The organism is Rhizobium chutanense, assembly GCF_002531935.1.
GTDB classification, from domain to species: domain Bacteria; phylum Pseudomonadota; class Alphaproteobacteria; order Rhizobiales; family Rhizobiaceae; genus Rhizobium; species Rhizobium chutanense.
Genome location: NZ_NWSV01000036.1, coordinates 1 through 12,845, shown reverse-complemented (window position 1 = coordinate 12,845; position 12,845 = coordinate 1). Strand labels below are relative to the sequence as shown.

The window sequence follows — 12,845 nt, the reverse complement described above, 5'->3', positions numbered from 1 at the left end:
CGATCCTCGGAACCGTGTAGCATCAACATATTGAGATGTTCCAAATCATCGCGAGGGCGGCAACGAAATGCGCGCCGGCCCGATCCTGCGGCTAGCGAGCAATGAGGGGCGGCACATGCCAACTTCAGCCTGCGAGGAATGTGTACGGAGCCTGCCGTCGCTCCAAGTCGAACGGTAAAACATGCAACAGCAAATTATCTGACAGTTTGAACGGCGCCCGCATCATGGGGAAATCCGACACCGCCGGGTAGACGAGGTACATTTCACCAGTACCACCGAGGTATTTTTGCCCGTACGCAAAGAGCTGATAAAAATCAGCTTGGCTCAGCTCGTAGTTTTTGTCGCGATCATTGCTGAGCCGTTTCCATTTCGCGTCGATAATCCATCGTTGGTCACCACGCCTGACGAGGATATCCGGTTTCATCTGAAACCAATCCTCTCCTTCCTGTGAGCAAAGGTGCATGGCGCCGTGCTGGGGGTGGATCTCGAAATGCTCAGGCGCAATCATTCGCAATGAGCCCAGCACGTAGCGCTCAAACAGCCGCTCCATCGGAAACAGCATGCTCATCCCGTGATAATCTCCGGCAAGCGCGAATGGCAGCCGATGTGTCAGTAGAAGCTCGCATAGCGGTCTGATATCCGCATAGTCAGCCAAATGGCGGTCTCGTCCCCAAAACTTAAGGTCCGCGTCAATGTTCCGGCTTTCCGGAACGTCGGCGAACAGGGTGGAGAGCTCGCGCGCCAGACGCCAGTTATCGCTCGTCATCGATCGTCGCGCGATGTGTTCAATGGCCGAACGAATGAGACGGTTCTCCGGCCTGTCCAGCGAATAGACATCGTGCGTGACGTGAAACATATGCGCGCCGCCTGCTGCGGCGCGAAGCTGCCGGTTGAAATCGAGCCTGCCTCTCAAAAAGGGCTCTCTCGCCTCGATGGAGCGATATGCCTGGCGCGGGCCGCGCCGGGCAAGATCAAGTGCCTTAGCCAGGAAACTAGCGGCCAACCACTCCGTCATCGGGAGATCAAAGGCCTCGATCGTGGCCCCGCCTCCGATTCTTGGCGTGAGATTCAGCGCTTCGGAGACCATATTGAAAAGCAGGCGGCGGGCCTGCGCCACCCCCTCCGATGAACCGATATGCTTTGGCAGGATTTCAATTCGAGTTCCGCACGGTGTCTCCACCACGCCGACATAGTTGCGAAGCTTAAGGGTTCGCGGCCCCTCGAGCTTCACAAGCGATGGCGCCCCTCCCCGATCGCGCCCGTGACGCGCGAGCCATTCGAATGCGCTCGCGGGAACAGTCGCCAGGTCAATCGACCCGGCCGCCTCATCGATCGTAAGCCTGGCAAACTCCCTGACGGTCAACATGCCAACTAACCGATGATTTGCTGATAGGCCGACGGTCTGTTGAGGGCCTCGGCGTTTAACCGCCAGACTTTGTTTGTTGGCACGGAAATCTCGCCCGCCCCAAACAGAGAGACGGAGCCATCAGCACTCTCGACGATGAACCGGTCCGCCGGATCCACTTTTCGGTGATCATTCAAGACGAGGCGGATACGCTGCCAATCGTCAAAGAAATACTCCTTCAAAAGGGGCAGAATACGCCGGGAAAAGAGCTGTTTCAGTTGGCCAACATCGTCCGCGGCTTCAAGATGCAGGAAGTAGGCGTGGCCAAGTCTGTGTTCCCGGTCGAGCAGTGCCTCAATGCGAGCGTTCATCACACTCAGTAAGGCGCCTATGTTAACTCCAGCGAGCTCGATCTCGTCCAAGGTTTCAGGTTGTGGCTCGATTTCCTCGAACACGAAGCGCCGGCGCAATGCCATGTCGATCGAGGCCAAAGAGCGATCTGCTGTGTTCATCGTGCCGATAATATGTACCCCGACCGGGACTCCGAAGGGAGTTTTGGAATAGGGCAGCATCGTCGTCAGTGCTTCGTCAGCGCCAAGCCGCTTCGATGGTTCTATCAACGTGATGAGTTCGCCAAGGATCTTGGAGATGTTGCCTCGGTTGATCTCGTCGATGATCAGTACCTTCTTGCGTTCATGATCTTCGGGCCTGGCTTCGCTCGCGATCAGCCGCTCGACGATTAGCGGGATAATGTTGTTATAGCCATTCACAAGGAACTTCTCGAGACGGCTGTCGGGTACCCGATCGAAGACGAGCTTGTCGCGAATATCTGCGATTGAGATGCGGCCCTGGCGAACCAAACCCGCGAGTTCATCGAGAAGTTCCCATGGAAGCGGTAAGCTCGAACCGTTCGGCTTTTCGAGCCAGAGGATCTCTGGTGTTGACCTCGTGACCACGTAACCACTGGAGAAGCGCTCACCGACGGGGATACGGGCCTGATCGGCTGACGGCTGACAGAGTGCTTTGAAGATACCGTCCTGTACGTGGTAGCGGATCGCTCCGTCGGGAGTCGTCTCGGCTCGCAATCCCTCGACAAACTCTTCATAGCTGAAGCTCTGGTGGAAGGTCACGAAGCGAATAAGCCCCTCGGTAACGAGATCATCGAAACGCTCTTTCAGTGCGTCGCGATCGCTCTCCCGCTTTGCAGCGAACTCAGGATCAAGGATCGCCAGGGCTCGATCGACGACACGATAGGTCTTTCCCGTACCAGGTGGGCCGTAGAGAATCTGATTGAGCGGAGCGGCGACTTTGCTAGCGGAAGCGGGTGTATCGGCCGCCAAAGCCTCGCTCGCTGCGGACTCCTCGATCTCCTGCTCCTTCAGCCACTTTTCCTTGATCTCCTGCTGATAGAAATCAATCGGACCACCGCGCTCCCGCTCGAGGTTGTGCCGAACAGTCAACAGCTCGCGGTCCTGCTCCACCTTCGACATGCGTCGAAGAGCCTGACGGTCAACACCGCCGAGTTCTGAAAGGATCTTCCGGACGTGCCCAGGGCTCGCAATGCGTTCAAACTCGTCTGGAAACATAAGATGCGGCAGGATGTGCCGCAATTGCCGATATCCTTCGTCCGGCACTCCGTCAATCCACTCCGCGAACGCCCAGGGGTCGCCCAGGACAGAATCGCGCTCTGACGCGCTCATGGCTTTCAGTCCGATCATGGATTTGATCAAGAACCGAAGCTCTCGCGGCTTATGGTTCATGAATCCGGGACCAGCTGAACCAAGGCCACGCAAAATGTCGTCGGCCATCAACTCATCGGCGAGAGTGCCCGAAAGGGTCTCTCCTGACCATCCCCATGCGGTCAAGATTGGCCGCCGCTTGGCATCCGGCCCCATGTTCGTGGGAAAAAGGTTTAGTATCCAAAGCATCTCTGCCAGAAGCTTGCAGGTGGCCGGCGACGCATCATGAAACTGGCGCTCGAGCTTGACATGAAAGCTGTCCTTGCTTCCATCCGGCCGACCATTGAAGCAGCGATCTGCTTCGGACAGAGCCTCCGTTGTCCAAAGTGGCTCTTCGCCGAAAAGTGAGCCATCTACCCGCAGGCAGCGGTCGAACCATACGGCGGCGGCCTTTAGCGTCGCCTCAGAGTTCGGATGAAACGGACTGTATCTCGTCATATGCCCCCCAGCGCGCCCGACTATTTGGGCGATCTACCCTGGATACCGAGAGAGGTATATTTTTTGCAATCAGAAATGTTGTGCAGGATAGTTGACCGCTGCTGATCAATCCCACCGATGGCTGTTCCTTATCGGAAAAAGTTGTCAGCGAACTTACTGCGGCGACCAAGGGCCCTACGACAGAATTTCAAGAGAGGATTTTCCCGTCGCCTTGAACGGAATCGAACCTGCGACCACCACATTTCCGAGAGCTTATAATGCTGATTATCTATGATAATGTCCTTTATCATAGATATGAAAGGTCGACGAATGGCACCGAGCCGTCAGATGCGAATTCAGCATAAAGTTCACGAGATCGATGCAGCCCTGCGGCTCAACGGCGAATACCATCTCTATCGGGACGAAGATTCTTTCGCTGTTCTGGAAGGGGTAAGGCGCATGCACCAGTTGTCACAACTCACCGTGATTGAACCGCCTGGACGCTTCGGCGGTGAGTACGTTCTTCGGCTGGTGCGGGAGCCAACGGGTGATGATCCCCAGATCGAGCAATAAGTTTGAAACGCTGGCACAGACAGGGAGATAGCTAGTGGATGATCATGTCGAGGTGCTGAAACTCCCTCCGTTTCCGTCACGGGCCTTGGTCATTGCGTCGGTCAATATGCTCAAGGTTGAAGGGCATGATGGTTTCGAAGCTATGCGCCTGGAGTGGGATCTGCAGGATACTGATGCAGGAGGGGGGCGACGCTTAGTGCGCGGGCGACCTCGCTAGCGACCTATGTGCTTCGCGATCCGGAGCTTCGTACCCCTGACGGAATCCCGCTGCAGTCTGTCATCGTTGCCAGAGCTGGCGAGATTTATCGCCGTGGTTGGGTCAGCAATATCGGTGAAAGGGAACGAAACGCATTTAAAAGCGCTTCCACCGCTGCAGGTTCCATGAATGATGTTTCCGAGAGCGGGATCATCTCCACCGAGGACTACGGCGATGGAGTTTTTCCTGATTCAAGCGTGAGCAAGCCGAGGTCCACCATGCCTGCGTCCAACAAGGTATTTATCGTGCACGGCCATGACGAGGGCGCTTTGGACAAGCTGGCCCGGTTCTTGGAGAAGTTGAAGCTCGACGTTATTGTTCTCAAAGAGCAACCGAACCAGGGCCGCACCATCATCGAGAAGTACGAGGACTGTGCCGGTGAGGTCGGTTTCGCAGTGGTGCTCCTCACACCCGATGACGTGGGATCATCTGTGGCTGCGCCTGGCCACGCGCAGCGCGCGCGCCAGAACGTGATCTTTGAACTCGGATACTTTTCTGGGAAATTGGGGCGCGGAAAGGTCTGTCTGCTGCGCAAAGGCGACGTGGAAATTCCGTCGGACCTATTCGGTGTCGTCTATACCGATATGGACTCGTCCGACGGCTGGAAAATGGCTCTTGTGAAAGAGCTCAAGGCGGCCAAACTGGAATTCGATCCCAATCGGGTGTGGGCATGAGCCAGGTTGTGCCCAGTCAGCCACGCTTCTATGCGCTTCCTGCGATCGTCGCCTTGGATGATCTTGGCAGCCGTCGATTCCTGGAATTCTTCACGGCACAGATCCGCAATCCAAATACCCGTCGCTCTTACGCCAAGGCAGCCGTCGAGCTTCTGCGGTGGTGCGAACACAGCGGTGCCCGATCGCTGGACGCCATCACACCCATCCACGTCGCCGGCTGGGTCCAGGAGCTGACTAGGAGCCACGCCGCACCAACGGCCAAGCAGCGCCTGGCCGCCGTGCGGCACCTTTTTGACTGGCTAGTAACGGGCCATGTCATGCAAACCAATCCCGCTCATTCCGTCCGTGGACCAAAACATTCCCGGAAGAGGGGCAAGACGCCGGTCCTGGCTCCGGAGGAAGCCCGCCAGCTGCTCGACAGCATCCCGGCCGACACCCTGATCGGCAAGCGAGATCGGGCGCTGATTGGCTTGATGACCTACACCTTTGCGCGGATTGGTGCCGCCTCGAGCATGGAGGTGAAGGACGTGTATCCGCAGAACCGGCGCCTATGGGTGCGTCTACATGAGAAGGGCGGCAAGCAGGTGGAACTGCCCTGTCATCATACGTTGGAAGCCTATCTCGACGACTACATGGCTACAGCGGGCCTGAAAGCGGATCTGCGTGCGCCGCTGTTTCAGACGATCAAGAGGCACAGGACGGCTATCTGGATCAGGCCCTCGCGCAGGCCGAAGCCTATGCCATGGTTCAACGCCGGGCCATCGCCGCCGGCATCAGCACGGCCGTTTGTAATCACACCTTCCGCGCCACCGGCATCACCGCCTACCTCAAGAACGGTGGGACGCAGCAGAAGGCAGCCAACATTGCCAATCATCGTCAACACGCACGACCCAGTTTTACGATCGCCGCAGCGATGACGTCAGCTTGGATGAGATCGAGCGGATCCTCATTTAATTTGCCTTGTCTGCGAAGGATCGTTGCGTCGGAAGAGTACGGCATTACTGATGGGCCTCGTCTAAAAGGCCGCACGCTTGTGCCAATCGTGTTCCGAACCCCGTAAACATTACGGGAAGCTCGAAAGAGTTCTCTGTCGAATGTTTTGGCAGCAATCCTGGTAGCTTCGCATCCTGTGCCTCCGCCTGCTGCAAAATCTCGAACCGCTGTACGAGATTGTTTAGAACTTGAAGCAGGTTACGCTCGTTGATGTTAGCGATGTTCGGAAGTGCCGGCATGCGAAGCGGCAGTGGAACGCGTTCGATTACACCTTGCCGAAGGAGATTGTCCGCCCAGCCTGAATTAGGAAGTTTGTGCAGCTCATATAGAATAGCCTTGTCTTCTAGCGTTCGGTGCGCTTTCCGGCGTGTCTCCGCATTAAAACGTCTTGCCTCTTCTACCGCTTCGCGCTCTTCATCGGTCGCTTTTTGGAAATCTCGGGGCAGGGCTATTCGCACAAGCCGTTTGAGTTCCGCATCGGTGCGGCGCTTGCTTGCCAAAAAATCGATGATTTTGGCATCTGAGGGAGAGAGGCTTTCCAGTACACTTATGAAAGGTCGTTCAGCGGTGATCGCTGATTTTGGGTCCAGCACCTGAGTGAAGGGTCCCGCCCACAGGTCTCGCAGGTTTTCATCATCAGCCAGCGACATGCCATTCATTAGCATGTGCAGCTCTTCTTCCTTCGGGGGCGTGATGGCTTCAAGCTCCACGCCAGCGGCATCGAGATTGGCACGAACTTGGCTGAGCCCGAGCTGCGCATTTTGCTCACGCTTCCGGCGAACACGGTCGGCATAGATCCCGATTTTATCGGCGAGAAGACTGCCAGTTACTTTAGCGGCAGGGTGCAGCAAAGCGGTGATGATCTCCGCGAGGCTGCGATCGATTTCCTTGCCTATGCTGACATCTACAGAGACCGCAGGCTTCGAGTTGGCGTCATTACTTTCGGTCATTCATCGTCTCATTGAGCACCAAAAGATTTTGTTCATAGCCCGTCCAGCAGGTGCAAGAGGATCTTGCACCTGCCTTCGCAGATGACGTTACGGCCGATTGGGAGGCTTCGGCCGTAGCAGGGATTTAGCCCTTGGATGACCTCGGGTCATGACCATGGCTGTCGGAGCGCTGAATGGCGCCGTCCTTGCCATGGATCTGCAGTTCCGTCTGCTGGTGCTGGCTGATCGGCCGGGCGAGCTTTTCCGCTTCGGCCTTGGTATCCGTGCGGTGGCTGGCCTTCTGGTCGCCGTCGCGCTTCACCTGCCAGCCACCGTCCTTGTGGGGCATTACTCGATGGGTATCACGTGCCATGGTCTTACCTCACATATAGTGGCGGATTGCCGGCAGGTCTGCAGGCGGAACGTCAGGGAACTTCTGGCCGGTGATGACCTCGCTGACGCGGCCCTGGTTCAACTCGCCGAGGCGGGCTGCGATCTGGGCCTGGTTGAGGGGGCTGTGTGCCCAGAGACCCTTGATCTTCGAGGCGAGGATCGGGGTCAGCCGGGGGCTGCTATTACGATGCTTCATGCGGTTTGAACCTCTCTAGGTCTTGACAAAGGCCCTCGACAACGCACTTTTACGTTTGCGGACTAAAAGGCGTTCACCGTTGTCAAAGCGGTGGTGTCGAAGGGAGTTCCGTTTCGTCGGAACTCCCTTATAATATAGCAAAATCCTCAAAAAAATCAATCTACTAGCGCCGATTTTCGGTGCGTTTTGATGCTTTTTGATCCGCCTTGATAGGGAAGCGGGCGGACCTTCTTGTCCTGGCGATCGCGTTCAATGCGTCGTTTTCGGGCCAGGTTTTCGGTTGTGCCGGAGCGACGACCGCCAACGATCATGCCTTGAGGTTGGGCCGTGGCCCGATAGATCTCGGCCCATTTGGGGTCGCAGCCTGCGAGAACGTAATTGCGCATCACGGCGGCCGGACGCTCGGTAATCATAATGGCCTTTGCGTCGTGAATACCGTTGCAGCAGCGTTCGACCCAGCGCCATAGCTTCTCTTCGAAGGCCTTCAGGCAGCCGGGCGGCAGATGAACGATCCAGTGAACGTGAACGTTATGATCATCACCTGGCTGGAGAGTAAGGAAAGGCGCGTCGTCTCTTACGTTTTCGAAGGCATAGGCGCCGGTGGCCTCATGACGAAGTGGCGGGGGGAGTTGGCGCGTCGTCCATTTGCCGAAATGGTTCTGTCTGATTTTGGCGAAGGCCTTCACGGCCTCACGCGGATCGCAACCGGTGCAGGCGAAATTGATGGTTGCGTGAGTGTTGAGCGGCCGCCCGATGCGGCGCGCCTGCTCGTCGATGTAGTAAAGGCTTCTTGCCGCTTTTCGGCCGATAAAAAGGCTCTGCAGATGATACCCCTAAGAAAGTCTTAACTCGGCGCCTCTTTATCTAAGCTGTGGCGCACTGTTGCTGTCTCAATATAGGAATTGGTTGTGGTTCGCGGAATACGCGCATGGCGGTTCTTTCTCCGTTTCCCGATAAATTTTGACGATATCAACAGTTTGTTTCGATAGCGGAACAATTTCTGACATTCTAAGCTGTCCATTACTCATCTGATGGCGGCACCATATGTGCCAGGTCGGCAGGTTCCCCTCACCTTCCCCACGTCAATCCTCCGCACCTGAAAGCGGGCCGCGTGTCCCGCTTTCCCGCTGACGCGGCCGGTGCTCACGCATAGACGCGCCGCCAGAAGATCAGGCCGATCAGCACGATCCCGATCAGGGCGGCCAGGGTTTGCCCGTAAAAACCGACGCCCTCGATCCGCATGTTGAAGATAACCAGCTCAAGTTTATTCATTATATCCACAGCAGGCTCTGATTGATGAAGGCAAGGATGAGTGACCTGTCTTCAATCAAAATGAGAGATGTTCATCTATGGAGATTCTGATACCATCCATGTCATCAAACGGAGTGGGCGTTGTGGCTGTAACAAGTTTGGTCCCTGATGCGCTGTACTGGGCGCGCTCATCGAAGTATTTCGAGGGCAAGATTACGGTAGTACAGGTCTCTACTATCTTCGGCGCAGAACCCGACTACTGGACGTTAGCACTCCTCGGCACTGATCAGCACGCCATGCCGGACGATTTCGAATTTATTGGGCCCGCCGAACACCCGGCGAAATATCCGCTGCGTCAAGCCGCCGAGTAGCCCGCACTGGTGCGGCATCTTCATAGGTGGATTTAAGGCGGTGGCAATTAGAATTGTCGCGGCAGGACATCGGCGTAGGGCCTAGACGCTCCGGTCGCATCTTATGCGTTCGCCAACTTCCTCGGTTGCGCGCCCTGATGGGAATCGAACAACCGCGGCGCCGTGGCTACCATTAGTCAGCAGCAAATCTACTGAAAATTCCTGCCCTGATCTTCAGGGTATCGATATCAAAGGTCCGGCACAAACATATCTCCGAGCCGAAGCCCCGGCGCCGGCCGTTCGTGAGAATCCGGGCTGCCTGAAGAGCCGTGCGCGAACACGTCGCCGCCGCGTCCGGTCGGCGCCCAGAATTTACTGTCGCGCCCGGCAGGCACGACAGATCGGCCGAGAGATCGAAGATCTACTGAGCGACGAGGTGTTCCACGTCGGCCTCCTGCTGTATCCTGCCATTGATCACGATGACGCCGAGCACCACCTTGCGCGAGCGAGCCGATGTTCCAACCGGCCTTACGCGACGCTTCAGTGCCGCCAGCCAAGGAACGGCGATGCAAACTGCTTTATCCATCTAAGGTTCGCGCCAATTAGGTGGCGGTTGACGGTTAAGCAGCATGGAATCGCCGAATTCATGCGCACGATAACCGTATGCAGTTAGAGCGGTGGAGGCACTGGCGAGGAGGCTGTCGTCGGCGAAGGCGCGCAACAGCTCGAAATGGCTTTCGCCCAGCTGGTGGACGCCAGTGAGAACCGCATCGACGACGCGGAGCGGAGTGCCCCGTGCGATACGCCCTGTCGCAATACCATCTCCGGCACGCACGCTGCCATCGGGATTGGCGGCTGCTTCAAGTGCGCGCACGACGCTCGTGCCGATCGCGATGATGCGACTGCCCTTGAGCTGCGCCCGCGCTACCTGCGCCACGGTACATTCAGGGATGTGGTACGGCTCGTCGAAGGGAAGGCGCGAGTCGAGCGCGGGATCGCCGGTGGAAGAAATGCCGGCGGCATGCGTGAGTGTTGCAAAACCGATCTCGCGCCGACGCCAAGCTTGCAGTGTGCGCCAGTCGAGCGCGAAGGAAGCCGATGGCGCCTCGAACGCGACCGGCCGGGCGGCAATTCTCGTCCAAACATCCCACAGTGCCAGCGGCTCCGGAACATGCGCGTATTGAATCGGCCTACCATGCTGCGCCAGTCCTGCAAACATGGCTGCTCGGGTGCCTTGGAAGCTAAGCTCGAGAAGGCGAGGATGGTCGAGAATGCGCTTAACGACGGCTTGAAGTGGGCCGAGCTGGAGGCGATCGCCTGATGACAGCGCAGGGGGCGGCAGCCGATCTTCCGTGCGGGTGCGGTGATCGCCCGAGCCGAAGACGATCGCAAGGAAGCGGACTGGAGCGGAAGGTGACAGCCAGCCGGCTAAGCGGATCTCGATTGTCTTTCCACATTGGAGATGCGTGCCGTGCAGGCTGGCAGGCAAGGTCGCAGCGTCGTTGGCGACAACCAGATCGCCAGGATCGAATAACGTCCCGAGGTTAGCCCGCGGCAGGTCGCGCATCGTGCCGTCCGGCTCCACGACGAGCAGCCTGGCCGATTGCCGATCGAGCCGATCAGCGGCGATCACGCGTGGGCTCCGGCGGCAAGCGCATCGTGACTCGGCAACGCGTCGAGCATCTTTTCGATGATCTCGGCAGCGGCCAGTTCCGGATCTTTCAAGGTCGACCGATCGGCGTCTGGTAGCGCCAGCGCGTGCAGCGGGGTGTCCATATCGCCCGGGTCGAGGGCAAGAAACCTTATTCCATCTCCTTTCGCCTCCGCGTCCCAAATCGCCGTCAGATGGGCAAGCGCTGCCTTGCTCGCGCCGTATGCGCCCCAGCCGGGATAGGCGTTGACCGCCGCGTCGCTGGAGATGTTGATCACCAGCGCGCCGCGGCCCTCGCGCGCCGACGTGGCAAGCGCACCGAATAGGGCTTTCGTCAGCCGGAAGGCGCCAAGCAGGTTGACTACGAGGGCCGCTTCCAGCTCCTCGCACTCCGTGTCGGCAAGAAGCGCCAGAGGCACAGGACCGAGGCTCGATGCATTGTTGATCAGGACGTCGACGCCGCCAAGATTGGCACTGATCTGCATCGCGATCGGATAGATGTCTTCCTTCTTGCCGATATCGGCGACAATGCCGTGCGCACCCGTCTCGGCTGCGACGCGTCCGACATTCGCGGCGGTGCGGGCGACGAAGGCAACGCTCGCACCCTTCTCGGCAAGCTGCCGCACAAACGCCAGTCCGAGGCCGGAAGTGCCGCCGGTGATCCCTACGCGAAGTTCTTGAAGATCGATATTCGCCTGCATTGCGGTGCTCCTTCAATGGGTACGCCTAACTGCTACAAGTTCAAGTTAACTTGAAGTCAAGAGAGCTTCGTGCTTTTATTTGTGCATGGATCCGATGCTAACCATCACCGACGTGTCGCGGCGCAGCGGCATTGCCTCATCAGCTCTGCGCTTCTATGAGGAGCGTGGGTTGATCGCATCCGAGCGCGCCGGCTCGGGACATCGACGCTATCACCGGTCTGCATTGCGGCGGATCGCTTTCATCGTCTTTGCACAGCGGATCGGGTTGACGCTTGAGGAGATCGGCGCCGAGCTCGCCAAGCTGCCGGCCGATCGCGTACCGTCACGTCGGGATTGGTCGCAGTTGTCGAGCGTGTGGGCAAAACGTATCGACCAGCGCATAGCCGAGTTACAGCGCCTGCGGTCCGGTCTTGGCGAATGCATCGGTTGCGGCTGCCTGTCGATCGACCGATGCCGGTTGGCGAACCCTGCTGACGTGGCAGGACGCAAAGGCCCGGGGGCGAGGTATTGGCTCGGGTGAATGAGCCTCCAACAATGACGAGGTCTTGATGCTAGACTCTCTCGGCCTGCTCACGCAATCCGGCGACCATACCATCTCCAGCCTGATCAGCGCGAACTCCCGACGCGTGGAGGCGCAGCGCCAGCAGGACATCCTGGCCAAGGGCCGTATCAAGGATGTCAGGGCCCTGTCGGATACGCTTGAAGAACATTTCGGGCCGACAGTATGGGGAAAGACGCTGAATTACCGCCTCAATGCCGACGCCTTGTGGGGCACGATTGAGGCTCTAAGACTCACGCAGCCAAAGGATCTTTTCCAGGTCCTGTCGCCTGCGCTGCTTCAAGCAACCGTGAAGAGAACTATTCCAGCATTTTCAAAATACCTGAAGGCCACCGACCAGCTCCGGCCTAAAATGGTCGTCGAAAGTTGCGATCTGTTCCTGGTCGCGCTGCTCAAGGGATCTCACGCGACAATAGCGGGCCTTCCCAAAACCAACAGGGGACCGGCAAAGCGCCATCTCTTCTTCGCAACCGCTTTTGTCGAATTTGAAGCGTCTCAGGAAACGTAATCGCTGCTGCCGCCAGAACCGGATGAACTGTCCTCATTTCATTCGACGCTCTCGGCCAGGCTCGTGTTTGAATTTCAACCGTGAACGTTCGCTTGGCGGGAAGCAGCCTGTTTTCGTTGTTCGGCATCGTCCTCACTCCGGGGCCCACCTCCGGGTGCACGGCGATCACCTCCGACCGTTAAGAGCAATGTGCAATGATTATCGGCTGATGGCGGACATCGCTTCGATTGTCGGTAAGCGACAAGCTGACCCCATCTGGCGTCAGTAGCGTTGGCCGCTGTATTGCGGACAGACGATTCACAAACTGTGA

Annotated in this window: 14 protein-coding genes and 2 pseudogenes; 6 read left to right on the top strand and 10 right to left on the bottom strand. The window is 57.8% G+C overall.

From position 1 onward, the window contains the following. Nucleotides 1–124: 124 nt before the first annotated feature. The gene (locus CO666_RS30240) at nucleotides 125–1,366 is read right to left on the bottom strand and encodes an McrC family protein (protein ID WP_097603443.1); all 1,242 of its coding nucleotides are present in this window, start codon (nucleotides 1,364–1,366) and stop codon (nucleotides 125–127) included. Between the two features lie 5 nt (nucleotides 1,367–1,371). Continuing rightward, nucleotides 1,372–3,522, bottom strand: a complete 2,151-nt coding sequence (locus CO666_RS30235) for an McrB family protein (protein WP_245436895.1) — start codon at nucleotides 3,520–3,522, stop codon at nucleotides 1,372–1,374. A 309-nt stretch (nucleotides 3,523–3,831) separates the two neighbouring features. On the opposite strand from CO666_RS30235, the gene CO666_RS30230 reads away from it, so the two are divergent. From CO666_RS30230 to CO666_RS30220, 3 genes and pseudogenes are all read left to right on the top strand, one after another. Beyond that, nucleotides 3,832–4,074 carry a hypothetical protein gene (locus CO666_RS30230; RefSeq protein WP_097603451.1) on the top strand — a complete coding sequence of 81 codons (243 nt, stop codon included), beginning with the start codon at nucleotides 3,832–3,834 and terminating at the stop codon, nucleotides 4,072–4,074. A 34-nt stretch (nucleotides 4,075–4,108) separates the two neighbouring features. Further along, nucleotides 4,109–5,004, top strand: a pseudogene (locus CO666_RS34705) (TIR domain-containing protein). Further along, complete coding sequence (locus CO666_RS30220; RefSeq protein ID WP_245436893.1) at nucleotides 5,001–5,921, top strand: site-specific integrase; 921 nt, start codon at nucleotides 5,001–5,003, stop codon at nucleotides 5,919–5,921. The pseudogene CO666_RS34705 and the gene CO666_RS30220 overlap by 4 nt, the downstream one beginning before the upstream one ends. A gap of 81 nt (nucleotides 5,922–6,002) precedes the next feature. Here the strand turns inward: CO666_RS30220 and CO666_RS30215 are convergent, their stop codons facing one another. The 5 genes from CO666_RS30215 to CO666_RS34930 all read right to left on the bottom strand — a co-directional run bounded on the left by CO666_RS30215 (nucleotide 6,003) and on the right by CO666_RS34930 (nucleotide 8,787). Then, nucleotides 6,003–6,947, bottom strand: a complete 945-nt coding sequence (locus tag CO666_RS30215) for an Abi-alpha family protein (RefSeq protein ID WP_097603442.1) — start codon at nucleotides 6,945–6,947, stop codon at nucleotides 6,003–6,005. Nucleotides 6,948–7,071: 124 nt separating this feature from the next. Beyond that, nucleotides 7,072–7,299 carry a DUF2188 domain-containing protein gene (locus CO666_RS30210; protein WP_097603441.1) on the bottom strand — a complete coding sequence of 76 codons (228 nt, stop codon included), beginning with the start codon at nucleotides 7,297–7,299 and terminating at the stop codon, nucleotides 7,072–7,074. 9 nt (nucleotides 7,300–7,308) lie between these two features. Beyond that, nucleotides 7,309–7,515 carry a hypothetical protein gene (locus CO666_RS30205; RefSeq protein WP_097603440.1) on the bottom strand — a complete coding sequence of 69 codons (207 nt, stop codon included), beginning with the start codon at nucleotides 7,513–7,515 and terminating at the stop codon, nucleotides 7,309–7,311. A 155-nt stretch (nucleotides 7,516–7,670) separates the two neighbouring features. Further along, a complete protein-coding gene (locus CO666_RS30200) occupies nucleotides 7,671–8,201 on the bottom strand; it encodes a hypothetical protein (protein ID WP_245436892.1) in 531 nt (176 codons plus the stop codon). A 457-nt stretch (nucleotides 8,202–8,658) separates the two neighbouring features. Then, nucleotides 8,659–8,787 (bottom strand): hypothetical protein, encoded by a 129-nt coding sequence (locus tag CO666_RS34930; protein WP_280951838.1) that lies wholly within the window; start codon nucleotides 8,785–8,787, stop codon nucleotides 8,659–8,661. A 122-nt stretch (nucleotides 8,788–8,909) separates the two neighbouring features. Here CO666_RS34930 and CO666_RS30195 point away from each other — a divergent pair, with 122 nt between their 5' ends. Continuing rightward, nucleotides 8,910–9,137, top strand: a complete 228-nt coding sequence (locus tag CO666_RS30195) for a hypothetical protein (RefSeq protein ID WP_097603450.1) — start codon at nucleotides 8,910–8,912, stop codon at nucleotides 9,135–9,137. Nucleotides 9,138–9,309: 172 nt separating this feature from the next. On the opposite strand, the pseudogene CO666_RS34700 reads toward CO666_RS30195, so the two are convergent. The 3 genes and pseudogenes from CO666_RS34700 to CO666_RS30185 form a co-directional block, all read right to left on the bottom strand. Then, nucleotides 9,310–9,624: pseudogene (locus tag CO666_RS34700) on the bottom strand (hypothetical protein); the annotation flags it as partial. Nucleotides 9,625–9,702: 78 nt separating this feature from the next. After that, on the bottom strand, nucleotides 9,703–10,749 hold the full coding sequence (locus tag CO666_RS30190) for an S-adenosylmethionine:tRNA ribosyltransferase-isomerase (protein ID WP_097603438.1): 1,047 nt from the start codon (nucleotides 10,747–10,749) through the stop codon (nucleotides 9,703–9,705). Then, on the bottom strand, nucleotides 10,746–11,468 hold the full coding sequence (locus tag CO666_RS30185; RefSeq protein WP_097603437.1) for an SDR family NAD(P)-dependent oxidoreductase: 723 nt from the start codon (nucleotides 11,466–11,468) through the stop codon (nucleotides 10,746–10,748). Before CO666_RS30185 ends, CO666_RS30190 begins: the two co-directional genes overlap by 4 nt. Before the next feature lie 85 nt (nucleotides 11,469–11,553). On the opposite strand from CO666_RS30185, the gene soxR reads away from it, so the two are divergent. Together soxR and CO666_RS30175 are read left to right on the top strand one after the other, a co-directional pair. Further along, nucleotides 11,554–11,988, top strand: coding sequence for a redox-sensitive transcriptional activator SoxR (gene soxR, locus CO666_RS30180; RefSeq protein ID WP_097603436.1), 435 nt, complete (start codon nucleotides 11,554–11,556; stop codon nucleotides 11,986–11,988). A gap of 28 nt (nucleotides 11,989–12,016) precedes the next feature. Further along, nucleotides 12,017–12,535 (top strand): hypothetical protein, encoded by a 519-nt coding sequence (locus CO666_RS30175; protein WP_097603435.1) that lies wholly within the window; start codon nucleotides 12,017–12,019, stop codon nucleotides 12,533–12,535. Nucleotides 12,536–12,845 lie beyond the last annotated feature (310 nt).

Coding starts and splice junctions, on each gene's coding strand:
- CO666_RS30240 (WP_097603443.1), bottom strand. CDS start 1,366: ATGTTGACCGTCAGGGAGTTTGCCAGGCTTACGATCGATGAGGCGGCC.
- CO666_RS30235 (WP_245436895.1), bottom strand. CDS start 3,522: ATGACGAGATACAGTCCGTTTCATCCGAACTCTGAGGCGACGCTAAAG.
- CO666_RS34930 (WP_280951838.1), bottom strand. CDS start 8,787: ATGAATAAACTTGAGCTGGTTATCTTCAACATGCGGATCGAGGGCGTC.
- CO666_RS30185 (WP_097603437.1), bottom strand. CDS start 11,468: ATGCAGGCGAATATCGATCTTCAAGAACTTCGCGTAGGGATCACCGGC.
- CO666_RS30220 (WP_245436893.1), top strand. CDS start 5,001: ATGAGCCAGGTTGTGCCCAGTCAGCCACGCTTCTATGCGCTTCCTGCG.
- CO666_RS30230 (WP_097603451.1), top strand. CDS start 3,832: ATGGCACCGAGCCGTCAGATGCGAATTCAGCATAAAGTTCACGAGATC.
- CO666_RS30215 (WP_097603442.1), bottom strand. CDS start 6,947: ATGACCGAAAGTAATGACGCCAACTCGAAGCCTGCGGTCTCTGTAGAT.
- soxR (WP_097603436.1), top strand. CDS start 11,554: ATGGATCCGATGCTAACCATCACCGACGTGTCGCGGCGCAGCGGCATT.
- CO666_RS30175 (WP_097603435.1), top strand. CDS start 12,017: ATGCTAGACTCTCTCGGCCTGCTCACGCAATCCGGCGACCATACCATC.
- CO666_RS30205 (WP_097603440.1), bottom strand. CDS start 7,515: ATGAAGCATCGTAATAGCAGCCCCCGGCTGACCCCGATCCTCGCCTCG.
- CO666_RS30210 (WP_097603441.1), bottom strand. CDS start 7,299: ATGGCACGTGATACCCATCGAGTAATGCCCCACAAGGACGGTGGCTGG.